Source organism: Qipengyuania xiamenensis (genome assembly GCF_019711495.1).
Taxonomy (GTDB): domain Bacteria; phylum Pseudomonadota; class Alphaproteobacteria; order Sphingomonadales; family Sphingomonadaceae; genus Qipengyuania; species Qipengyuania xiamenensis.
Window position 1 is genome coordinate 364,154 of record NZ_JAIGNM010000003.1, and the last position, 22,647, is coordinate 386,800.

Annotated in this window: 23 protein-coding genes; 8 read left to right on the forward strand and 15 right to left on the reverse strand. The window is 63.9% G+C overall.

Features of this window, described 5'->3' with window-relative positions; translation table 11 throughout:
• Positions 1–5: 5 nt before the first annotated feature.
• The 6 genes from K3165_RS13265 to K3165_RS13290 all read right to left on the reverse strand — a co-directional run bounded on the left by K3165_RS13265 (position 6) and on the right by K3165_RS13290 (position 7,234).
• Positions 6–1,259, reverse strand: coding sequence for a DUF445 domain-containing protein (locus tag K3165_RS13265; RefSeq protein WP_221549363.1), 1,254 nt, complete (start codon positions 1,257–1,259; stop codon positions 6–8).
• A 41-nt stretch (positions 1,260–1,300) separates the two neighbouring features.
• On the reverse strand, positions 1,301–4,774 hold the full coding sequence (locus K3165_RS13270; RefSeq protein WP_221549364.1) for an efflux RND transporter permease subunit: 3,474 nt from the start codon (positions 4,772–4,774) through the stop codon (positions 1,301–1,303).
• A gap of 13 nt (positions 4,775–4,787) precedes the next feature.
• Positions 4,788–5,981 (reverse strand): efflux RND transporter periplasmic adaptor subunit, encoded by a 1,194-nt coding sequence (locus K3165_RS13275; RefSeq protein ID WP_221549365.1) that lies wholly within the window; start codon positions 5,979–5,981, stop codon positions 4,788–4,790.
• A 235-nt stretch (positions 5,982–6,216) separates the two neighbouring features.
• Positions 6,217–6,480, reverse strand: coding sequence for a GlsB/YeaQ/YmgE family stress response membrane protein (locus tag K3165_RS13280; protein WP_221549366.1), 264 nt, complete (start codon positions 6,478–6,480; stop codon positions 6,217–6,219).
• 160 nt (positions 6,481–6,640) lie between these two features.
• Entirely contained in the window at positions 6,641–6,940 is a 300-nt protein-coding gene (sciP, locus tag K3165_RS13285) for a CtrA inhibitor SciP (RefSeq protein ID WP_040964402.1), read from the reverse strand.
• Positions 6,941–7,234 carry a hypothetical protein gene (locus tag K3165_RS13290; RefSeq protein ID WP_221549367.1) on the reverse strand — a complete coding sequence of 98 codons (294 nt, stop codon included), beginning with the start codon at positions 7,232–7,234 and terminating at the stop codon, positions 6,941–6,943.
• A 106-nt stretch (positions 7,235–7,340) separates the two neighbouring features.
• On the opposite strand from K3165_RS13290, the gene mnmA reads away from it, so the two are divergent.
• The 3 genes from mnmA to fcl are packed head-to-tail and all read left to right on the forward strand — an operon-like array spanning position 7,341 to position 10,540.
• Positions 7,341–8,513, forward strand: coding sequence for a tRNA 2-thiouridine(34) synthase MnmA (gene mnmA / locus K3165_RS13295; protein ID WP_221549368.1), 1,173 nt, complete (start codon positions 7,341–7,343; stop codon positions 8,511–8,513).
• A 42-nt stretch (positions 8,514–8,555) separates the two neighbouring features.
• A complete protein-coding gene (gene gmd / locus K3165_RS13300; RefSeq protein ID WP_221549369.1) occupies positions 8,556–9,608 on the forward strand; it encodes a GDP-mannose 4,6-dehydratase in 1,053 nt (350 codons plus the stop codon).
• 2 nt (positions 9,609–9,610) lie between these two features.
• A complete protein-coding gene (gene fcl, locus K3165_RS13305; RefSeq protein WP_345721229.1) occupies positions 9,611–10,540 on the forward strand; it encodes a GDP-L-fucose synthase in 930 nt (309 codons plus the stop codon).
• Here fcl and K3165_RS13310 read toward each other — a convergent pair whose 3' ends face one another.
• Positions 10,541–10,879, reverse strand: coding sequence for a hypothetical protein (locus K3165_RS13310; protein WP_247714134.1), 339 nt, complete (start codon positions 10,877–10,879; stop codon positions 10,541–10,543). It abuts the gene before it with no gap.
• Positions 10,880–10,914: 35 nt separating this feature from the next.
• Between K3165_RS13310 and K3165_RS13315 the strand changes: the two genes are divergently transcribed.
• Positions 10,915–12,048, forward strand: coding sequence for a serine hydrolase domain-containing protein (locus K3165_RS13315; RefSeq protein ID WP_221549371.1), 1,134 nt, complete (start codon positions 10,915–10,917; stop codon positions 12,046–12,048).
• Here the strand turns inward: K3165_RS13315 and K3165_RS13320 are convergent.
• Genes K3165_RS13320 through pdxH form a run of 3 tightly spaced genes read right to left on the reverse strand, consistent with a single transcriptional unit; the run spans position 12,036 to position 14,382 of the window.
• The gene (locus K3165_RS13320) at positions 12,036–12,830 is read right to left on the reverse strand and encodes a PhzF family phenazine biosynthesis protein (RefSeq protein ID WP_221549372.1); all 795 of its coding nucleotides are present in this window, start codon (positions 12,828–12,830) and stop codon (positions 12,036–12,038) included. The two genes, K3165_RS13315 and K3165_RS13320, sit on opposite strands and share 13 nt — an antisense overlap.
• Complete coding sequence (locus tag K3165_RS13325; protein WP_425594408.1) at positions 12,827–13,786, reverse strand: cation diffusion facilitator family transporter; 960 nt, start codon at positions 13,784–13,786, stop codon at positions 12,827–12,829. Before K3165_RS13325 ends, K3165_RS13320 begins: the two co-directional genes overlap by 4 nt.
• Positions 13,759–14,382, reverse strand: a complete 624-nt coding sequence (gene pdxH / locus K3165_RS13330) for a pyridoxamine 5'-phosphate oxidase (RefSeq protein ID WP_221549373.1) — start codon at positions 14,380–14,382, stop codon at positions 13,759–13,761. Before pdxH ends, K3165_RS13325 begins: the two co-directional genes overlap by 28 nt.
• Before the next feature lie 201 nt (positions 14,383–14,583).
• Here pdxH and K3165_RS13335 point away from each other — a divergent pair, with 201 nt between their 5' ends.
• The 4 genes from K3165_RS13335 to K3165_RS13350 are packed head-to-tail and all read left to right on the forward strand — an operon-like array spanning position 14,584 to position 18,384.
• Complete coding sequence (locus K3165_RS13335; protein ID WP_221549374.1) at positions 14,584–15,534, forward strand: DnaJ C-terminal domain-containing protein; 951 nt, start codon at positions 14,584–14,586, stop codon at positions 15,532–15,534.
• Between the two features lie 3 nt (positions 15,535–15,537).
• Positions 15,538–16,560: a YihY/virulence factor BrkB family protein gene (locus K3165_RS13340; protein ID WP_247714135.1), complete on the forward strand. Its 1,023-nt coding sequence runs from the start codon at positions 15,538–15,540 to the stop codon at positions 16,558–16,560.
• Positions 16,557–17,366, forward strand: a complete 810-nt coding sequence (gene fabI / locus K3165_RS13345; protein WP_221549375.1) for an enoyl-ACP reductase FabI — start codon at positions 16,557–16,559, stop codon at positions 17,364–17,366. The genes K3165_RS13340 and fabI overlap by 4 nt, the downstream gene beginning before the upstream one ends.
• Before the next feature lie 19 nt (positions 17,367–17,385).
• Entirely contained in the window at positions 17,386–18,384 is a 999-nt protein-coding gene (locus K3165_RS13350) for a GDP-mannose 4,6-dehydratase (protein WP_247714136.1), read from the forward strand.
• 4 nt (positions 18,385–18,388) lie between these two features.
• On the opposite strand, the gene wecB is transcribed toward K3165_RS13350, so the two are convergent.
• The 5 genes from wecB to K3165_RS13375 form a co-directional block, all read right to left on the reverse strand.
• Entirely contained in the window at positions 18,389–19,513 is a 1,125-nt protein-coding gene (wecB, locus tag K3165_RS13355) for a non-hydrolyzing UDP-N-acetylglucosamine 2-epimerase (RefSeq protein ID WP_221549376.1), read from the reverse strand.
• Positions 19,514–19,556: 43 nt separating this feature from the next.
• Entirely contained in the window at positions 19,557–20,144 is a 588-nt protein-coding gene (locus K3165_RS13360; RefSeq protein ID WP_221549377.1) for a hypothetical protein, read from the reverse strand.
• Between the two features lie 88 nt (positions 20,145–20,232).
• A complete protein-coding gene (locus K3165_RS13365) occupies positions 20,233–20,760 on the reverse strand; it encodes a demethoxyubiquinone hydroxylase family protein (RefSeq protein ID WP_221429953.1) in 528 nt (175 codons plus the stop codon).
• Complete coding sequence (locus tag K3165_RS13370) at positions 20,757–21,236, reverse strand: disulfide bond formation protein B (protein WP_221549378.1); 480 nt, start codon at positions 21,234–21,236, stop codon at positions 20,757–20,759. Before K3165_RS13370 ends, K3165_RS13365 begins: the two co-directional genes overlap by 4 nt.
• A gap of 19 nt (positions 21,237–21,255) precedes the next feature.
• Entirely contained in the window at positions 21,256–22,596 is a 1,341-nt protein-coding gene (locus K3165_RS13375; protein WP_221549379.1) for a S41 family peptidase, read from the reverse strand.
• Positions 22,597–22,647 lie beyond the last annotated feature (51 nt).

The following is a 22,647-nucleotide window of genomic DNA, read 5'->3' on the forward strand; positions in this document are numbered from 1 at the left end:
AGGGCTTAGGCGAAGATCGCCATCAGGCCATGTAGCGTCACGCCGACGAGCCCGCCGACCAGCGTACCGTTGATACGGATGAACTGGAGATCGCGGCCGACAGCGCCCTCTACACGGCCGGTCAGCGTGGTCGCATCCCAGCGGCGGACGGTTTCCGACACCAGCTGCACGATCTGGTCGCCATAGCGCGTGGCAATGCCAACGGCAGTGCGGCGGGCAAAGCGGTTGACCTGCTGCTGCAGGCGCACATCGTCGCGGAGTGCAGAGCCCAGTTCGGCCAGCGTTTCGCCCATGTAGCCGCTGCCCGTACCGCCGCTCTCTCGGATGCTTTTAATCAGGCGCGCACGGATCCTCTCCCACACACCCTGCCACCAGTCGGCAATCGCGGGGTTGTTGAGCAGTTCGACCTTCATGCGCTCGACCCGCTCCTGCATTTCCGGATCTTCGCGTAGGCCCTTGGCGAGTTCTGCAAGACCTTCCTCGATCTTGTCGCGCAGCGGATGTTCGGGATCGACCAGCACTTCGGCGAGCAGCTTGTAGAGGCCGTCGATCACGGAGTTGGCGAGCCGTTCGTCCAGTCCGGTGAAACGCAGCACGGCATTGGCGCGCTTGTGCACCATGTCGCGCACCATGCCCTCATTGTCTTCGAGGACCAGCCCTGCCCAGCGGATGATCTTGTCGATCACCAGCTTGTGGCGCCCGTCGGCAATCATCGCGTCGAGCATTCCGCCAAGCAGCGGCGCGATTTCCAGTTTCTCGATCTGCGCAGCGAGACCGCTGCGGACCTGCGTGCCGAGACGGTCGGGATCGAGCGATTCGAGCACCTCGACCGCCAGCTCGCCTGCGCCGGCGCGCACCCGGCCGTCGTTGCGCGCCTTGGGGTCGGCGAGATAGCTTCCAACAGCTCCAGCAAGGTTCATCGCGCCCATTCGGCGCGCGACGACCTGCGGGGTGAGGAAATTGTCACGCAGGAAGCCCGCCATCGTATCGGCGATGCGGTCCTTGTTTTCAGGAATGATCGCGGTGTGCGGGATCGGCAGGCCGAGCGGTCGCCTGAACAGTGCCGTGACTGCGAACCAGTCGGCCAGACCGCCGACCATGGCCGCTTCCGCAAACGCGTGGACGTAGCCCCAGGCCGGATGCACCTCGAGATAGCGCGCCGAGAAGATGAAGATCGCCGCCATCAGGAACAGCATCCCCGTGGCAGTGCGGCGCATGGCGCGTGCACGATCGGGCGGGAGCGGTGTCCCGCCCGTCATTGTGCTTGGTTCGAGTGGCCGCCCCATAACCTAGGTGACGATTACTCCGCCGGTTCGATCCCGGGCTGGCTGCCCTTGGATTCGGCAAAGTTGTCTTCGTCGCCCGGACGATAGGTGAGGAACCTGTTCCGCAACCACGGTCCGGCGCGCTTCTCGAAGCCGTCGGCAAGGCTGAAGCCCGCCGGGACGATGAGCAGCGTCAGCAGGGTCGACAGGATCAGGCCGCCGATCACCACCGTGCCCATGGGAGCGCGCCATGCGCCGTCGCCCGACAGGCTGAGCGCAGTCGGCACCATGCCGGCGGTCATTGCGACCGTGGTCATGACGATCGGCTGTGCACGCTTGTGACCGGCATCGATGATCGCGTCGATCTTGCGCGTGCCCTTGTCCATCTCCTCGATCGCGAAGTCGATCAGCAGGATCGAGTTCTTCGAGACGATGCCGAGCAGCAGGAGGACACCGATCAGGACGGGGAAGGACAGCGGCTGTCCGACAATCCAGACTAGGAAGATCCCGCCGAGCGGCGCGAGGGCCAGCGAGGTCATATTGACCAACGGGCTCATCAGTCGCTTGTAGAGCAGCACCAGCACCGCGAACACGAGCAGGATGCCTGCGAGCAGCGCGATACCGAAATTGTCGAGCAGTTCCTGCTGGAGCTCGTCCTCGCCCACCTGGTCGCGGATCACGCCCTGCGGCAGGTTGGTGAGCGTCGGCAGGGCATTTACCCGCTCCATCGCATTGCCGCGCAGCACGCCGCTGGCGAGATCGGCACCGATCAGCACACGGCGGTTCTGGTTGTAGCGCTGGATGGTCGTGGGACCTGCACCGAAGGAAATATCCGCAATCCGGCCGAGCGGAACCGAGGTGCCATTGGCAGTCGGTACCGGAAGGTTCTGGATCGTGGTGATATCCTCGCGCGCTTCTTCCGGAAGGCGCACGGTGATCGGGATCTGGCGATCCGAAAGCGAGAATTTGGCGGCGTTCTGTTCGATCTCGCCCATGGTCGCGATACGGATCGCCTGGCCGACAGCGGCGGTCGATACACCGAGATCTGCCATCAGCTCGGGACGCGGACGGATCAGGATTTCCGGACGCGGAACGTCGGCCGTAATGCGCGGCGCGACGATCATGTCGAGACCCTTCATCTCCTCGACAAGCTGGGCGGCCGTGTCGTTCAGAAGCACCGGATCGGAGCCGGCCAGCATGATCGAGAGATCGCGGCCGCTGCCGCCGCCACCAGGACCGTTCATGTTGTTCCAGCGCACGCGCGCATCGGGAATGCTCGACAGGGTCGGGGCAAGATCGCGGGTAAAGACGTAGGACGGACGTTCACGGTCTTCCGACAGCGTGATGTACAAGGTCGCATTGCCTTCCGACACACGCTCGAGAACGCGTTCCACTTCCTGCTGTTCGTACAGCAGGGCGGCAACGCGGTCGGCCACGCGCTCGGTATCTTCCAGCGTGGTGCCCGGCACCATCTCGATACGGACCTGCGTGGTCGAATCGTCGACCTCCGGATTGAACTGGAACGGCGTCTGTCCGAACAGCAGGATCGTCAGCAGGAAGGAGAACCAGCCAACGCCGAGCATCCACACGCGGTGGTCGTAGAAGCGCGCTTCGAGATAGCGCCAGCTCTGCGAAAGGCGCTGGCCGAGGAAGCGCAGCACGAAGCCGAGACCCTTGAGCAATCCGAATGCGATGGCGAAGCCGACAGCGGTCGCCACGGCGAGCTGGACGAGCTGCAGCGGGCGCATGATCAGCGAGTGGAGGAAGGTCTCTTCCTCTGCTGCTGCGTTCGCCAGCGTCTGAGGAATCTGCAAGCCTTCGAGCGCATTGAAGCTCATGAAGACGCCAATAGCCGAGACGACAAGCAGGATGATCGTGGTGAACAGCAGCGAGAGCGCATAGGCCCAGCGGCGCTTGGGCGGCGTCACGCCATCGCGGCGCTTGTGCATCTTGCCGCGTTCGAGCGACCAATGGAGCACGCTCATGTAGCGGTCCATCCACTTGCCTTCGCCATGCGAGGCATGACCCTTGGCCTGCAGGAAATAGGCCGCGAGCATCGGGGTGATCATACGCGCCACCGCAAGGCTCATCAGCACTGCGACGACCACGGTGAGGCCGAAGTTCTTGAAGAACTGGCCGGTGACGCCCGGCATCAGGCCGACCGGCAGGAAGACTGCGACGATACAGAAACTGGTGGCAACCACCGGCAGGCCGATCTCGTCGGCCGCGTCGATCGAGGCCTGGTAGGCGGTCTTGCCCATTCGCATGTGCCTGACGATGTTCTCGATCTCCACGATCGCATCGTCGACCAGCACCCCGGCCACCAGCGCCAGGGCGAGCAGCGACATCTGGTTCAGGTTGAACCCGAGCAGGTCCATGAACCAGAAGGTCGGGATTGCCGACAGCGGGATGGCGACGGCGGAAATGAAGGTCGCGCGCCAGTCACGCAGGAAGAAGAACACGACCACGACGGCGAGGATCGCACCCTCGATCATCGCGGCGATCGAGCTGGAATACTGGTCCTTCGTGTATTTGACCGTATCGAACAGCTGGATGAATTTCACATCGGGGTTCGCCGCTTCGATCTCTGCGATCTTCTTTTGCGCTTCTTCGAAGACGGTGACGTCCGAGGCGCCCTTCGCGCGGCTCATGTAGAAGTTGACGACTTCCTGGTCGCGAACCTTCGAGATCGAGGTGCGTTCGGAATAACCGTCGCGCACGGTCGCCACATCGCCGAGCTTGAGCGTAGTGCCATTGGAGAGGCGGATCTGGCGCTGCGAGAGTTCGAATGCGGTGCCTGTGTTGCCGAGCACGCGGACCGATTGGCGCGTACCGCCGACTTCGGCCATGCCGCCTGCCGCGTCGAGATTGTCGCGGCGCAGGACCGAGTTGATCTCGCTCGCGGTGACGCCGTAGGCCTGCATCTTGGGCAGGTCGAGAATGACTTCGATTTCGCGGTTCACGCCGGCGAAACGGCCCGCTTCGGCCATGCCGTCGATCGAGAGAAGCTGCTTGGCCACCGTATCGTCGATGAACCAGCTCAGCTGCTCGATGGTCATGTCATTGGCTTCGACCGCATAGATGCCGAGGAAGCCGCCGGCGATCTCGACCTTCTCGACACGCGGCTCGAGGATCCCGTCGGGCAGGCTGCCGCGGACGCGGTCGATCGCGTTCTTCACTTCCGCAGTGGCATTGTTCGGATCGGTGCCGATCTCGAATTCGACGAAGGTGTTCGAGCTGCCTTCGCGCGCGGTCGAGGTGATCTTGTTGACCCCGTTGACCGAACGAACCGCCGCTTCCACCTGCTGGGTGATCTGGTTCTCGATTTCGGTCGGCGCGGCGCCGGGCTGCGAAATCGTGACGTTGACCGCCGGGAATTCGATGTCCGGATTGTTCACCACGTCCATGCGGATGAAGCTCAGGATCCCCGCGAGCAGCAGCGCGGTGAAGGCAACCAGCGGGATCACCGGGTTGCGGATCGACCAGGCGGAAATATTGCGGAAATTCATCGCTTGGCGCCCCTTAGTCGTCGGCCGAACGCGGGTTTACGGTTTCGCCTTCGGTCAGGAAGCCGCCGGCGCGAAGAACGATCTTCTCGTTGCCGCTGATGCCGCTTGTGATGACCACGCCTTCGCTGGTGACCATGCCGGTTTCGACCGCCATGCGCTGGACCTTGTTTTCATCATCGACGACGTAAACGAAGCTACCCTCGTTGTCGGACAGGACCGCGCTCTCGGGCAGCAGCGGTGCCGTGGTGGTGCCGCTGAGGATGCGTGCCGTGGCGAAACCACCGGGGCGCAGCGCAGGATCATAGGACAGCGCGATACGCGCCGTGCCCTGACGGTTGCGGGCATCGATCGTCGGTGAAACCTGCCAGACCTGTCCGGTAAAGCTCTTGTCCGACCCCACCGGAGTGACTTCGGCCGAAACTCCTGCGCTCAGGCGCGCGAGCTGCTCTTCGCCGACCTGGGCGAGCATTTCGATCTCGCCGCCGCGGGCAAGGCGGAAGAGTGCGCCCGAACCGGCCGAAACCGTGGCGCCGACTTCGACATTGCGTTCCAGCACGAGGCCGGCCGACGGTGCGACGATGTTCAGGCGCGCATTGCGGGCCTGGAGTTCGCTCAGGCTGGCCTGCGCGACGCGGACACGGGCGACCGCGGCGTCGCGGGTTGCGGTGAGACGGTCGACATCGGCCTTCGAGACGAAGCCGCGCTCCACCAGCTGGAGGGCACGGTCGAGATTGGACTGGGCGAGATTGGCGTCGGCCTGCGCCACTTCGACCTGTGCTGCGGCGGCGCGCGCCTGCTGCGACTGGACCGAGCGGTCGATAACGGCAAGCACCTGGCCCTGGCGGACCCAGTCACCGGCTTCGACGGGGATCGAAACGACCCGGCCGCCTTCGCCGACAACGCCAACGGGTGCCTCGCGCCGTGCGGCGAGCACGCCGGTTGCGACAATCTGGCCCTCGACCGTCGTACGGCCGGGCGAGACGACGGTAATCGCAGGGGCCTGCGCACCGCGATCGGCCACTTCTTCTTCCGCGCCCATCGTCAGGAAGACATAGAGGGCGACAATCGCCGCGAGAACGCCGAGGGCGATCAGGATATAGAGGCGCTTCTTCGAACGGGGCTCGTCGCTCCCGTCGAAAGTCGTTCCATCGAGTGTCACGGCCACAGGCTCCTCACCTTGTGCCTTGATATCGGATTCATACGTCATTTGCCTGCCCCATCCTGGTCGCGGCCATTGCTGGTGAAGTGTGTTAGTTCACTAAATCACAAAGCGCAAGAGCGCGCATTCCCGCCTTACTGCATCCAGACTGGCGGGCAATGCATCACTCGACCGGGGGTATAGCACGCCTGACGAAGGGTAAGAATCGCCAATTTCCGACGACGAAGGGCGGCACGGGTTACCCCGCACCGCCCTTCCGAATTTCAAAAATCGCCTTGAAGCGTTAGCGCACGCGTCCACGCTGGACGAGATTTGCGATACCGAGCAGGACGATTGCGCCGAACACGGCGACCAAGAGGCCGGTAAGCGAGAATTCCTGTACGCTTCCGACGATACCGAACTGGTTTGCGATCAAGTTACCGATGATCGAGCCGACGCAGCCGACCACGATATTCCAGAAAATGCCCATCGAGGCATCACGGTTCATGACGAGACTGGCGAGCCAACCGGCAATGCCGCCTACGATAAGTGCGATAATCCAACCCATTGCAAATCCTCCTGTTTTAGCCGGCCATGAGAACCCCTGCGCCATATGCGCGCAGGTTCACGCCGGTCCCCTCGTTGCATGGGGACAGGTTAGCAGCGGATAAGCAAGCAAATTGTTCCCGCAACAGAAGGCCTTGCAGGTGCGCCCTGGCCGTAGCCGATCAGTATTTGAACTGGCGCTCGTAGAGGTCGCGATAGTGCTGGATGCGCGTCACGCGAAGACCCTGCATGCCCGACCGGTCGACCGCGCGCTGCCAGGAAGCGAATTCCTCCAGCGTGAGACCGTAGCGCTCGAGCACTTCGTCGATCGTCAGCAGGCCGCCGTTTACGGCTGCCACGACTTCGGCCTTGCGGCGAACCACCCAACGCTTGGTCGAGGGCTTCGGCAAGTCTTCCAGGGTCAGCGGCTCGCCAAGCGGGCCGATCACCTGTGCAGGGCGGATGTCCTGATTTTCGATCATCTATTTCTCTCGGTCGCCATGCACCGCACCAGTTGCGGCTCGACCTGTGCCTAACCCACTTGATTTGCCATGCGATAAATCAGTTTGGTTAACAGGCCGGTTACTTTCTTCGTCGCTTTCGCGGCGCGCTTCACCGAAGGCTTCGAAACCGCCGCCCTCGCCCTTGTTCAGTTCTTCCCGCAATTCCCGAGTCGCCGACAGGCGTGCGACGAGGTCGGTCCAGCGAAACTGGCGCAAAACCCCCGACTCGCGCGGTTGCGAGAATGTCTCTTTGTTGATGTGCCCCTCGAACATGAGAGTGGGGATACGCCAGTATGGTAAAGACTCTGTGAAACATCGGATCCGGCGGGAAATCGGGAAATACTGGAGGATGCGCGCGCACACGTGTAAGGGCCGCGCCATGCCCGAATCCCGTCTTCTCGATGCGGCCTCTGCCGCAGACCTGTTCGATCTTCCGCGCCCGGCCAGCGAGTGCCGGATCGTGGTCGCCATGTCGGGCGGCGTTGACAGCTCGGTCGTCGCCGCGCTCGCGGCGAGAAGCGGCGCGGAAGTGATCGGCATCACGCTGCAGCTTTACGATTACGGTGCGGCGACGGGCCGCAAGGGCGCTTGCTGCGCGGGTGACGACATCGCCGATGCGCGTGCCGTCGCCGACCGGCTCGGCATCGCGCATTACGTGTCGGACCACGAAAGCGCCTTTCGCGAAGACGTGGTAGAGACTTTCGCCGACGAATATCTCGCCGGCCGCACGCCCGTGCCCTGCATCCGCTGCAACATGGGTCCGAAATTCACCGATCTCTTCGCCATGGCGCGCGAGCTTGGTGCCGATTGCCTCGCCACGGGACATTACGTCCGACGCGTGATGGGACCTGCGGGTGCCGAAATGCACCGCGCGGTCGATCCGGCGCGCGACCAGTCCTATTTCCTTTACGCCACCACCGAGGACCAGCTCGACTACCTGCGTTTCCCGCTCGGCGGATTGCCCAAGGCGGAAGTGCGCGAACTGGCTGAGGCGGCAGGCCTGCGCAATGCAGCCAAGCCCGACAGCCAGGACATCTGCTTCGTGCCCGACGGCGATTACGCCAAGATCGTCAAGAAAATGCGCCCCGAAGGCGCGCGCGAAGGCGCGATCGTCCATGCCGCTACCGGCGAGAAGCTGGGCGAACACAAGGGCGTGATCCACTATACCGTCGGCCAGCGCCGCGGTCTCGATATCGGCGGCCAGCCGGAACCGCTTTATGTGGTGGGGATCGATGCGGAGCAGGCACAGGTGAAGGTCGGCCCGAAGCGAATGCTCGCGGTGAGCGCCGCGCATCTAATCGAGACGAACCGCATCGGCCCGCTTCCCGACGTGCCGCTGACCGCCAAGGTCCGCAGCCTCGCCAAGCCCGTGCCGATCACGCTCGATGGCCCGCTCGGCGACAATGCCAACACGACGATCCGTTTCGAAACGCCCGAATATGGCGTGGCGCCGGGACAGGCCGCGGTCATCTACGCGGGCGAGAGGGTCGTGGGAGGTGGCTGGATCGACACCACTACCCGGCTTTCTGCCGAGGAGGCGCTTGCCAAATAGGCAGCCCCCGAATTACCGCAGCGCCATAAAAGGAGAAACGGGTTGAGCGCCAAGCGGGCATTGATCACCGGGGTGACCGGTCAGGACGGGTCGTATCTGGCGCGCCTGCTGCTGGAGAAGGGCTACGAGGTCCACGGCCTCAAGCGCCGCTCGTCCTCCTTCAACACCGGCCGGATCGAAGACATTTACGAGGATCCGCACGATCCCGATCCGCAAATGTACCTGCATTTCGGCGATGTGACCGACGCCACCAACCTCATCCGCGTGATGCAGGAAGTGCAGCCGCACGAGGTCTATAACCTTGCAGCACAAAGCCATGTGCAGGTCAGTTTCGAAACGCCCGAATACACCGCCAATGCCGATGCGCTGGGCGCGCTGCGGCTGCTCGAGGCGATCCGCATCCTGAAACTGGAAGGCCACACGCGCTTCTTCCAGGCCTCGACCAGCGAGATGTTCGGCATGGTGCAGGAAACGCCGCAGACCGAGACCACGCCCTTTTATCCGCGCAGTCCCTATGCGGTCGCCAAGCTCTATGCGCACTGGATCACGGTGAACTACCGCGAAGCCTATAACATGCACGCGAGCTGCGGGATCATGTTCAACCACGAAAGCCCGGTTCGCGGTGAGACCTTCGTGACCCGCAAGATCACCCGCGCGGTGGCGGCGATTGCCGCAGGCCGCGAGGACAAGCTCTTCCTCGGCAATCTCGATGCGCGGCGCGACTGGGGCCATGCCCGCGAATATGCGCGCGGGATGTGGATGATGCTGCAGCAGGACCAGCCGGGCGACTACGTGCTGGCGACCGGCGAGGCCGTCAGCGTACGCGATTTCACGCGCTGGGTCTTCGAGGATGCCGGAATCGAACTGGATTTCCGCGGCGAAGGCGAGGACGAGAAGGGTTTCTGCACAAAGACCGGCAAATGCCTCGTCGAGATCGACCCGCGCTATTTCCGCCCGACCGAGGTCGATTTCCTCCTCGGCGACGCATCGAAGGCGAGGGCACAGCTTGGCTGGGAAGCCGAAACGCCCGTGCGCGAACTGGCGCGCGAAATGCTCGAGGCGGACATGGCCGCGCTGAAGGGAAGCGCGGGGTGAGCATCTATCCGCTGGCGGGCAAGCGTATCTATGTCGCGGGGCATCGCGGCATGGTGGGCAGCGCGCTGGTGCGAAGGCTGGCAGAGGAAGATTGCGAAGTTCACACCGCGGATCGCAGCGTCGACCTGCGCGAACAGGCCGATGTACGGCGTTGGTTCGACGATAAGCGGCCCGATGCCGTGATCCTTGCGGCGGCAAAGGTCGGCGGGATCCTCGCCAATAGCGAAAGGCCGGGCGAATTCCTCTATGACAACATCGCCATAGCCACGAATGTGATCGAGGCGGCGCGTCGGGCCGAAACCGAAAAGCTGCTCTTCCTCGGCTCCTCCTGCATCTACCCAAAGTTCGCCCAGCAGCCGATTGCGGAAGAGGCACTGCTGACCGGTGCGCTGGAGCCGACCAACGAAGCCTATGCCGTCGCTAAGATCGCGGGGCTGAAACTCGCCGCCGCCTATCGGGCGCAATATGGCTGCGACTTCATCTCCGCGATGCCGACCAATCTTTATGGCCCGGGCGACAATTACGACCCGCAATCAAGCCATGTGATCCCGGGTATGATCCGCCGCTTCCACGAAGCGAAGCTGGCGGGTGCCGACAGCGTTTCGATCTGGGGCAGCGGCACGCCCTTGCGCGAATTCATGCATGTCGACGACCTTGCCGATGCCTGCATCTTCCTGCTCGGCACCTATTCCGATCCGCTGCACATCAATGTCGGATCGGGCGAGGAAATCGCGATCCGCGATCTTGCCGCGCTGGTCGCCAAGACAGTCGGTTTCGAAGGCCTGATCGAGTGCGACACGTCGAAACCCGACGGGACGCCGCGCAAGCTGATGGACAGCTCGCGGCTACGCGCGATGGGCTGGAAGCCGGCAATTTCTCTCGAAGAAGGGCTCAGGCAAGCCTACGCTGCCTTCGTTGACGAAGAAGCCTGATCAGTTTTCCCAGCTCTTCAGTACGCAGCCGTAGCCTTCGCGGTAGCTCGCCGTGTCGGAAGCGACGAAGGGAATCGAAGCGGTGACGCTGCGGCTGGTTTCGTTCTCGCTCAGCATCACCAGTTCCAGGCCTTCCACCTTGTCCTTCCCGCAATCTTCGAGGCTCCGTCCGGCGACATAGCGGCACGAGCACGCCACCCGCGCCGTATAGGCGGTGCCGGTCTCGCCGGTCTTCCTCAGACCCTCGCCCCAGGCCAGCCAGGCAGCGGCGAGCAGGGCTGCAGCAACGACGAGCAGCCAGAACCACCAGCGGGAGAACAGGGAGCGTTTTTTCGCCATTGCGCGGGTCATTTCCTCATGCGAGTGACAGGATCATGTCGAAGCGGTCGCGCCCCCTTATCGCCCTTGCCCTTGCTGCCACAAGCCTTGCTTCATGCGGTTCGCCCGGTCCTGCCGAGGAACCCCCGCTGAGCGAGGAAGCGCTGGCTGCCGTGACCGCCGATCCGGGCGCGCCGACCAAGGCGCTGGCGCGCGAAGTCGACGATCTTTTCCGCATGGAAGGCTTGGGCGAAACGCGCGCGCTAATCGTGATGAAGGACGGCAAGCTTGCCGCCGAGCGCTATGGCGAAGGCTATGACGCGGACACGCGTTTCGTCAGCTGGTCGATGGCCAAGACGGTCACCGCGCTCCTGATCGGGCAGCTGGTGGGCGACGGGCTCTTGCGCCTCGACGAACCGGCGCCGGTGCCCCGCTGGCAGAGAAGCGGCGATCCGCGCGCCGACATCACTTTGCGCCACCTGCTCCAGATGCGCAGCGGGCTGGAGCATACCGAAGCCGGCGATCCGCCTTGGGAGAGCGGCGAGGTCCGCATGCTCTTCCTCGACGGGCGCGACGATATGGCGGATTATGCGACTGCGCAGCCGCCCGAGGCCGAACCGGGCGAGAAGTTCGAATATTCTTCGAACACGACGGTCATCCTCGCCGACATTGCTGCGCGCTCGCTTGCCGATGCCGATCATGCCGAAGCCCGTCGCCGCGCGGTGAGCGATTATCTCCACGCCCGGCTGTTCGAGCCGCTGGGCATGGACTCGATGGTCCCCGAATTCGACCGTGCGGGAACACTGGTCGGCGGAAGCCTGATGCACGCCACTGCGCGCGACTGGGCGAAGCTGGGCGAACTGATGCGCCGCAAGGGCTCGCACCGGGGCGAACAGCTCGTCCCGCGCAGCTGGATCGAGGCGATGGTGAAGCCCAGCCCCGCCAGCCCGCATTACGGCCTCCAGACCTGGCTCAACCGCCCTAATGGCGAAGCGGAGCATCCGCTGTTTCCGGGCCGCGCGCCGCAATCCATGTATGCGATGATCGGTCACATGGGTCAGTACGTCATCGTCTCGCCCGAGCAGGGGCTTACCATCGTGCGCCTTGGCCATTCGAACCGCGAGGAGCGCATCGCCATGCTCCAGCAACTCGCCGATATCATGGATCTCTACCCCGTTCAGGGCAGGTAGAAGCTTCCTTCGACTACGGTCACGCAAGGGCCCCCGAGCCACGCCCGGTCGCCTTCCAGCCTGCAGGTGGCGAAACCGCCGCGCTGCGAGGCCTGGAATGCGGTGAAGCTGGCCCTTCCAAGCCGGCCTGCCCAGAAATGGGTAAGGCAGGCATGCGCCGAGCCGGTGAAGCTGTCCTCGTCGACGCCACCGCCTGGTACGAAGACGCGGCTGACGACATCGGTATCGCTGCCCGGCGCGGTACAGATGAACTGGTCGTTCCCCAGTGCCCTGAGGCCGCGCAAATCGGGATCGAGCGCGCGCACCTGATGCTCGTTCTCGAACAGGTAGATGCCGTAGCCCTCAGGGTTGAGCCACACTTCCTGCGGCTGCGCGCCAATCAGCGCTACCGCTTCGTCCCAATCGCCGCGTTCGGTCGGGATCGCGGGAAGCCCGAGCTCATAGCCCGCTTCGCTGCGCCGCACCTCGAGCACGCCAGCCTTGCGCGTCCGGAAGGTGACACGATCGCCGCCATCGCGGGTCAGGAGGACATGGCCGCTCGCAAGGGTGGCATGGCCGCACAGGCGCACTTCCTCGGTCGGCGTGAACCAGCGCAGCTCCCAGTCCGCCTCGCCGGTGTCGTCCTTCACGACGAAGGCGGTTTCGGCAAAGTTGTTCTCCTCGCCGATCGCCAGCAGCGTCGCATCGTCGAGCCATGCATCGAGCGGCATCACCGCAGCCTGGTTGCCCGCGAAGGGCCGGTCGGAGAAGGCATCGACATGCCAGTAGGGCAGCTTCGTCATTCGTCGTCCTCCAGCTTGGCGAATTCGTCTTCCTCGACCAGCGGGTTGTCGGGTTCGTCGACATGACCGACCGGATCGATGTGGATCAGCAGGTCCATGGCGGGGAAGCGCTTGCACAGGTCATCTTCGACCCGCTCGATGATGTCATGCGCTTCTTCGACCGTCATTTCGCCCGGCAGGTCGACGTGGAACTGCACGAAATCGCGGTTGCCGCTTGTGCGGGTGCGCAGATCGTGGAGGTTGGAGAGCTCGGGATGCCGCGCCGCCGCCTCCACGAAGGCGAGACGACGCTCTTCGGGCCATTCGCGGTCCATCAGATCGTCGACCGCATCGCGTGCCGCATTGAAGGCGCCCCACCCCAGCCATGCCGCAATGGCGAGGCCGAACAGCGGGTCGGCCATGCCGAAGCCTGCATACTGGTCGAGCACCAGCGCGGCGATGACGGCAAGGTTCAGCAGCAGGTCCGACTTGTAGTGCAGGTGATCGGTCTGGATCGCGAGGCTGCGCGTCCTGTTCATCACATACCGCTGCCAGCCGAGCAGCGCGAAAGTCAGCACGATCGCGATGGTCGAGACCACAATGCCCTCTTCCGCCGCAGCGGTCTGCCCTCCTTGGGCCAGCTGCGTGATCGCGCGCACCGCGATCCCGAAGGCCGACAGGGTGATCAGCATCACCTGGAAGATCGCCGCGAGCGCCTCCGCCTTGCCGTGGCCGAAGCGGTGGTCTTCGTCGGCGGGCATGGATGCGATCCATACGCCGGTCAGCGTGGCGATGCTGGCGATGAGATCGAGCGCGCTGTCGGCAAGGCTGCCGAGCATGGCAGTCGAGCCGGTGAGCCAGCTCGCCCAACTCTTCATGAGGACGAGGATCACCGCCACGGTGATCGAGGCGATGGCGGCCGAGCGGGCCAGCAGGTGCTTCTTCTCGGTCATGGGTAGAGCAGCGTGTTGGACCATGCCTCGCCCGGCTCCTCGCGCGTGAAGCGGCGGCGGTCGTGCAGGCGGAATTCGCGGTCGTTCCAGAACTCGATCGCGCGCGGGGTCAGCAGGAAGCCGGTCCAGTGCGGCGGGCGCGGGATATCGCCCTCGGGATAGCGTTCCTCCAGTGCTGCCACACGGTCGAGATAGACCTGCCGGTCGGGCAGCGGGCGCGACTGGTCGCTGGCCGCCGAGCCGATCTGCGAAGCGCGCGGGCGCGAGTGGAAATAGGCATCGGCCTGCTCCTCGCTCACTTCGGTGAGCGGACCCTCGATACGGACCTGGCGGCGCTGGCTCTTCCAGTGAAACAGCAGACTGGCATGCATATTGGCGCGAATTTCCTCGCCCTTGCGGCTTTCGGCATTGGTGTAGAAGACGAAGCCACCGCCCTCACCCAGCTCGCTGCCGTGGCCTTTGAGCAGCACCATGCGCACCGAGGGGCGACCGTCCGGCGTCGCGGTGGCAAGTGCCATCGCGTTCGGATCGTTGGGCTCGGTTTCCTTCGCTTCGCCGAACCATAGCTCGAACAGTGCAAAGGGATCTGTGACCGGGATGGAGCTTTCGGTCTCGTTCACTGGGCAATCCTACAGCTTGGAACAGATGGAACACGGTCTAGGGCGAAAAATACCGGCGCTGCCAATCGTGCCTGAAACGGCGGAACTTTCGCCGGTTTCGGGGACTTTGGCAGAGACATGACCCGTCCCCTAGCCCCACGGTTGAAAGTAGGAAAGGCTCTCCGCTTGCGGTTGCAGAGCGTAGCAACTAGCTAACACACCATGGCAGACCCGTATTCCACCCTCGGCGTAACGCGCAGCGCGGACGAAAAGGCGATCAAGAGCGCCTATCGCAAGCTCGCCAAGGAGCTGCATCCCGACCGCAACAAGGACAATCCCAAGGCGGCGGAGAAGTTCTCCGACGTGACAAAGGCGTACGACCTCTTGTCGGACAAGGACAAGCGCGCCCAGTTCGACCGCGGCGAGATCGACATGGAAGGCAATCCGACAAATCCCTTCGGCGGGATGGGCGGCGGCTTCGGTGGCGGCCCAGGGGGCCCGGGCGGCCAGCGCGGCTTCCGGGCCGAGGACTTCCAGGGCTTCGGCAACGAGCAGGTCGATCTCGGCGACATTTTCGAAGGCCTGTTCGGCGGCGGTCGCGCACGCAGCGGTGGCCCGGGCGGCGGCTTTGCCGGCAGGCGCCCGCCTCCGCGAAAAGGGGCCGACATCGGCTATACCCTGCGCGTGCCCTTCATCGATGCGGCCACGCTACGCGACCAGCGGATCACGCTGGCCGACGGCAAGACCATCGACCTGAAACTCCCCAAGGGTCTCGAGGACGGCACGCAGATGCGCCTCAAGGGCAAGGGCGAACAGGGCCCGGGCGGTGCCGGCGACGGGATCGTCACGATCAGGGTCGACGGCCACAAGCTCTACAAGCGTTCGGGCGACGATGTGCGTTTCGACCTGCCGATCACGCTCGACGAGGCGGTGAACGGCGGCAAGGTGCGCGTGCCCACGGTCGATGGTCCGGTGATGATGACGATCAAACCCGGCACCGACGGCGGCACGGTCCTGCGCCTCAAGGGCAAGGGCTTCACCCGCAAGAACGGCACACGCGGCGACCAGCTGGTCACGCTGGAAATCCAGCTACCCGATGACCTGGCCGACCTTGCCAAGCGGCTCGAGGGATGGAAGGACGAGAGCGACCCGCGAGCCGACCTTGGGGCCTAGCGTTTGAACAAACACCATCTTCCCGCGCCAGAAGACCGCGAACTCTACTCGCTGTCACCAGAGGCGCGCCGGAAGGAAGCGATCCATTTGCGCGGCCGGATCGAACGGCACGTCGGCCCAGGCACCCGCGCATGGGAAGTGGCCAAGCGCACGCTCGTCGGCACCTATAACGACGGCTTCATCCACGCGGGCAACCTCGCCTATCTCGCCATGCTGGCGATCTTCCCCTTCTTCATCCTCGGTGCGGCGATCTTCTCCGCGATCGGCGAGGAAAGCGAGCGCGCCGCCACCATCAACGCGGTGCTCTATGCCCTGCCGCCGGTGGTGGGGAACGTGATCGAACCGGTTGCGCGCGACGTCATCCAGGCGCGCTCTGGCTGGCTCCTGTGGGCAGGCGCGCTCGTGGCCTTGTGGACCGTAGGCAGCCTGATCGAGACGATCCGCGACATCCTGCGCCGCGCCTATGGCACCGAGGCGACACAGGCCTTCTGGAAGTACCGCCTGTTTTCGACCGGGGTGATCCTCGGCGCAGTGCTGCTGCTGATGCTCAGCCTGATGGCGCAATTCGTCATCGGCACCGCGCAGGAAGTGATCGAGGCCTATTTCCCGCAGCTGCTCGACCGGATTCTCGAACTGCAGCTTTCGCGGATCGTGCCTGCGCTCGGGCTGTTCGGCTCGCTCTATCTCATCTTCTATACGCTCACCCCCTCCAAATACCGGAGGCGGCGCTACCCCAAATGGCCAGGAGTACTCCTGACGACCCTTTGGTGGATCGCGGTGACCACGATAATGCCCGCGGTACTGAGCAATTTCTTCACCTACAATCTCACCTATGGCGGGCTTGCAGGCGTCATGATCGCGTTGTTCTTTTTCTGGCTTGTCGGCCTCGGGGTCGTTATCGGCGCGGAACTGAATGCTGCTCTGGCAGAGACGCCCGAAGAAGAGCTCGCGGACGAAACCGACGAGGAACGGCGGGCATACCTGGAGCAGGAACTGCTGTGCGAAAAGGAAGGATGCGAGCAATGAGCGGTTTGATGGCAGGCAAGCGTGGCCTCATCATGGGTCTCGCCAACGACAAGTCGCTGGCCTGGGGTATTGCCAAGCAGCTGCGCGACCAGGGCGCGGAAATGGCCTTTTCCTATCAGGGCGAAGCGCTGAAGAAGCGCGTTGCGCCGCTCGCCGAACAGCTCGGCAGCGATTTCGTGTTCGAATGCGACGTGTCGGACATGGAGGCACTCGACCGCGCCTTCGACACGCTGAAGGAACGCTGGGATACGATCGACTTCGTGGTCCACGCGATCGGCTTTTCCGACAAGAGCGAGCTGCGCGGCAAGTATGTCGACACCAGCCTCGACAACTTCCTGATGACGATGAACATCTCGGCCTACAGCCTCGTGGCAGTGGCCAAACGCGCTTCTGAAATGATGCCGAACGGCGGAAGCATCGTCACGCTGACCTATTACGGTGCCGAAAAGGTCATCCCGCATTACAACGTGATGGGCGTTGCCAAGGCGGCGCTCGAAACCAGCGTCCAGTACCTTGCCAACGATCTCGGCCCGCAGGGCATTCGCGTCAACGCGATCAGCGCCGGACCGATCAAGACGCTGGCCGCCAGCGGCATCGGCGACTTCCGCTATATCCTGAAGTGGAACGAATATAACTCGCCGCTGCGCCGCAATGTCACGATCGAGGATGTCGGCGGCTCGGGCGTCTATTTCCTGTCGGACCTTTCCTCCGGCGTGACCGGCGAAACGCATCACGTCGATGCGGGCTACCACGTCGTCGGCATGAAGCAGGAAGACGCACCCGACATCGGGCTGGACAAGGGCTGACACTCAAGCGGGGGTTGATTTGGCGAGGGTACTGGTAACCGGAGCGGCAGGCTTCATCGGGGCAGCGGTCTCGCATCGCTTGTGCGCACGCGACGAAGTGCTCGGGATCGACAACCTCAACGACTATTACCAGGTCTCGCTGAAGCATGACCGCGTGGCGCATGTGCGCGAGGCGGCGCCCGACGCTTTTGCCTTCAAGCAGGTCGATTTCTCCGACTGGGAAGCGCTCTCGGCCGCGCTCGATGGTGAGGCGTTCGACAGCATCGTGCACCTCGGCGCGCAGGCGGGCGTTCGCTACAGCCTCGAGAACCCGCGCGCCTATGTCGAGGCGAACCTTATGGGCCATGTGAACATGCTCGAGGTGGCAAGGCACCGCGAGTGCGCGCATATGGTCTATGCGAGCTCGTCCTCGGTCTATGGCGGCAACGACAAGCTGCCCTTCTCGGTAGAGGACCGCGCCGATCACCCGGTCTCGCTCTATGCCGCCACCAAGAAGGCGGACGAGCTAATGAGCGAGACTTACGCCCATCTCTACCGCACGCCGCTGACCGGCCTGAGGTTCTTCACCGTCTACGGCCCCTGGGGTCGGCCCGACATGGCGCTGTGGCTGTTTACCGACGCCATCCTCAACGGCCGCCCGATCAAGGTCTTCAACCAGGGCGAGATGTGGCGCGATTTCACCTTCATCGACGATATCGTGAGCGGCGTGGTCGCATGTCTCGACAAGCCTCCGGCGGATGACGGAGCGGAGAAAGCCGGCGGCAGCGTGAAGCCCCACGCGCTCTACAATATCGGCAATCACCGGAGCGAAAAGCTGACCCGCGTGATCGAACTGATCGAAGACGCTTGCGGCAAGAAGGCCGAGGTCGAGCTCATGCCGATGCAGCCGGGCGACGTCGAAAAGACCTATGCGGATATCGACGCGATCCAGCGCGACATCGGCTACCAGCCGACCACGAGCATCGAACAGGGCATCCCGCAATTTGTGAAGTGGTACCGCGAGTACCACGGGGTCTGAAGCCTCAGCTTGTGGCCAACAGATCGCAGATCCTCGCCGCCGACCTGCCGTCGCCATAGGGATTGTGTGCGCGCGCCATCGTCGCATAGGCCGCTTCGTCATCGAGCAGGCGTTCGGCTTCGCGCACGATGGTGTCCGTTTCGGTCCCCACGAGCCGCGCGGTTCCCGCTGCCACGCCCTCGGGCCGCTCGGTCGTCTTGCGCATGACGAGAACCGGCTTGCCGAGCGCGGGCGCTTCTTCCTGCACCCCTCCGCTGTCGGTAAGGATCACGTGGCTGATAGCGAGCAACCGGGCGAAATGCGGATAATCCAGCGGCTCGATCAGCGCGACATTGTCGAGATCTGAGAGTTCCCTCTCCATCACGCTGCGAACGCTGGGATTGGGGTGAACGGGAAAGATAACCGCAACGTCATCACGATTCGCGAGTTCTCTAACCGATTTGGCGATACTGAGCATGCTATCGCCGAGATTTTCGCGGCGGTGGCTGGTCACGCCGATAATTCGCCTGTCCGCAAAACGCGCTTCGAGACCGGACAGGCCGGCCGCAATAGACGGGTCCTGCCCAATGCGTTCCGTCACCCAATCCAGCGCATCGATCACGGTATTGCCCGTCACATGGATGCTGGCAGGCGAGACATTCTCGCCAAGCAGGGCATCGGCGCTGGCCTGCGTCGGCGCACAGTGGAGGCGGGCGATTGCGCCGACCATCTTGCGGTTTGCCTCTTCGGGCCAGGGATGGTTGAGATCGCCGCTGCGAAGCCCGGCCTCGACATGGCAGACCCGAATCTTGCGGTAATGCGCGGCGAGAGCGCCTGCGAGAACGCTGGTCGTATCGCCCTGCACCACGACCCAATCGGGCCGCTCCTTGTCCAGAACCCGACCGATCCCCGTCAGCGCACGGGCCGTCAGTTCGTCGAGCGACTGGTTGGCGGTCATCAGGTCGAGATCGTGATCCGGCTCTATCCCCGCAATAGCGAGCACCTGGTCGAGCATGTCGCGGTGCTGCGCCGTAACGCAGACGCGGCTTTCGAAGCGGTCATCCGCCTCGAGCGCATGGATTAGCGGGAACAGCTTGATTGCCTCGGGACGCGTGCCGAAGACGGTGACAACCCTGATCTTTCCCCCCATGGAGAAAGACCTAGCTGCAAATTACGGAATTAAAAGGAAAATCTCAGCCTTCAGGCTGTTCAGCGACCACTTCCGCTTCGGGCTCGGGCAGCGCTTCTTCGTCGGGAGTGGTGCCGGCACGTTCCTTCTCGAGCCGTTCCATATATTCGCGCTCGATCATTTCGACTTCGGCCTGGGTGCGCTCTGCGTCCTCGTCGATGGTCGACAAGCGCTCTGCGCGCTGTTCGGCGATGATTTCGCTGAAGCGGACCGACGAGGCGTTTTCCTTGTCGTCATAGGCCTTGGCGATCAGTTCCTGCGTACAACCGGTAAAGCCGCCAGCGCCGGTGGGCGAGCAGGACATGATGCCCGACTTGCCGACCATTTCGAGACGCTCGACGCGCTCTGGCCAGGCTTGCGTCTGCGGGCCATCGGTGAAGCGTAGCGCCTGGGGAATGCGGAAGCGTTCGCTTTCGGCCTGGCGGGCGCAGACGACGATCTCACCCTCTTCGCCCTGCGGGCATTCGTCGTCGCCGTAGACGATGACCATGTTGTAGCTTTCATCGCCCGTGTCGACCGGGGTCTGCGCCTGCGCGGGAACGGCAAGGGCTGCGACGCCGATGGCGGAAAGGGCAAGGAGGGACTTGGTCATGCTGGGCCTCTTGAATCGGGACGGCGCATTGTGGCGCCTTTCCGGGTGAACTGTCTATGAAGCGAGCGACGAAAGGGCGGCGCCTTCCTCAGATACGCTCCGAAATCCGAATAGCCGCCTTGCACCCCAGCCGGATGATACCGGAGAGCAGCGGATAGGCTGGCGCACGCTCGGCACCGGCGGCAAGCGCCGCATCTCGGTGCTCGCGCTCGTCCTCGCGGAACTCCTCGATCATCGCGGCGAGTTCGGGATCCTCGTTGGTCGCTTCGAGCTGGTCGAGCTGGTCCGAATAATGCTTGTCGATCTCGGTCTCGACTGCGGCGGTGCAGGCCATGGCGGCTTCGGGTCCGATCAGCGCAGTCGCCGCGCCGAGCGCGAAGCCCGCCTTGTCCCAGAACGGCTGCAGCGCGGTCGGGCGCACGCCGCGCCGCGCCATCAAAGCGTCGAACTTGGCGCGGTGGCCCGCTTCCTGTTCGGCCATGCCTGCGATTTCCGCGGAATCGGGTGCGCGATCACCCATAACGGCGAGCTGGCCGGCATAAATGCGGGTGGCACCGAATTCACCGGCCTGGTCGACCCGGATCATGCGGGCGATGTGGTCGGGAGTTTTGGTCATGCCTTCTCACCCTTGCGAAGGAGGTTGAATATGGCCAGCGCAGCGCCGGTCGAGATCAGGAAATTGAACCCTGCAAGACTAACGCCCAGGAACGTCCATGGTGCCTCGTCGCAGCGTACGATCGGTGCGTTCATGATCGCGTCGAGCGCGTTCTGCCCCTCGTCCGCTTGCGGGATGGCCGCGCAGGAAGTCACCCCTTCCCACCAGCCGTACTCGACGCCTGCATGGAACAGCCCGATCAGGCCCGAGGTGAGGATCGCCCCGGCCGCGAGCGCAACCCACAGCCGCTTGGGCGCGAGGAAGAATCCCATCAGCGCCAGGACCACGGCGGCGAAATGCGGATATCGCTGCCACCAGCACATTTCGCACGGGAACAGGTCGAAGCCGTATTGCGAGATATAAGCTCCTGCCAGCAGCAGGGCCGGCACGGCGAACGCGATACGCTGCGCAAGGCGCAGGGAGGAAGTCTCTGTCATTGCGCCAGAAGCGCTACCGTCAGTTCGTCCGGCTGGCAACGGCGCTTGGTGTCGTGCGGCGCAGGTTTTCGAGCGCGTAGTGCAGCTGGAAATCCTCGATGCCCTGCGCTTCCAGTTGCTCTGCGGTCAGCTGGAAGCGCGGATCGTCGCGCTTGTCGCGCTCCAGATCCTCGTCCTTGAGCCCGATTTCGTTGACGAGATGGCCGCGCAGGTCGCTCTCGCGCATGCGGAAGCGGCTGCGGGTGGCGAGATCGGGGTCGGACAGCTGCGGGACCGCAATATCCGGACGGATACCGCCTTCCTGCACCGAATGGCCCGAGGGCGTGTAATAGCGCGCCGTCGTGAGCTTCAGCGCGGCGCTGCGACCGAGCGGCAGGAGCGACTGGACGCTGCCCTTGCCGAAGCTGCGGTCGCCCATAATCACCGCGCGGCGGTGGTCCTGCAGTGCACCGGCGACGATTTCGCTGGCCGAGGCCGAGCCTGCGTCGATCAGCACGACCATCGGCAGGCCTTCGGCGATATCGCCGCGGAATACTGTTTCGGCATCGTAGGTGACCGATTCGCCGCGGGCGCGTCCGCGCTGGGAAACGATCCGGCCCTTGGTCAGGAACAGGTCGGAAAGCGCGACCGCTTCGTCGAGCGAACCGCCCGGGTTCGAACGCAGGTCGAGCACGAGGCCGTTGAGGCGGCCGGTCGCCTTGACCTGCAGGTCCTTCCACGCGGCGTAGACGTCGCTGCCGACGTCGCGCGAGAACTCGTTGACCATGATGTGGCCGATGTTGCCGTCCTTGAGCTCCCAAGTAACCGGCTCGAGCTCGATCACGCCGCGCGTCACGTCGACTTCGAACGGCTCGTCACGGCCCGGACGGAAGACGGTCAGGCGGATCGAAGTGCCTTCGCGGCCGCGCATGCGCGAGACCGCTTCGTCGAGTTCGAGGCCGTAAATCAGCTCGCCGTCGAGATGGGTGATGTAGTCGCCTGCCTTGATGCCCGCCTGGTCCGCAGGGCTGCCGCGGAAGGGCGAGATGATCTTCACCGCGCCATCCTCGCTCACGACCGAAAGGCCGAGGCCCGAATAATTGCCGTCGATCATGGTTTCGAGGCGCTGGAGGTCCGACCCGTCGAGGAAGGCCGAATGCGGATCAAGTGCCGCCAGCATGCCGTCGATCGCACCGTTGATCAGGACATCGTCCTCGACCGGCTCGACGTAGCTTGCCTTCACGCGTTCGTAGACCGCGAACAGCTTGCCGAATTCCGGCCCCGCATTGCCATCGACCCGGGCAAGACCGGCGGTGGTCGCGGGGATCAGCGCGACGGCGGTGACGAGAGCGGCCGAACGGGCCAGGTTAGCGATCTTCATTGGACGACTTCCTCAAAGGCACTTGGCGACATTCTATAGCGCTTCAGGCGT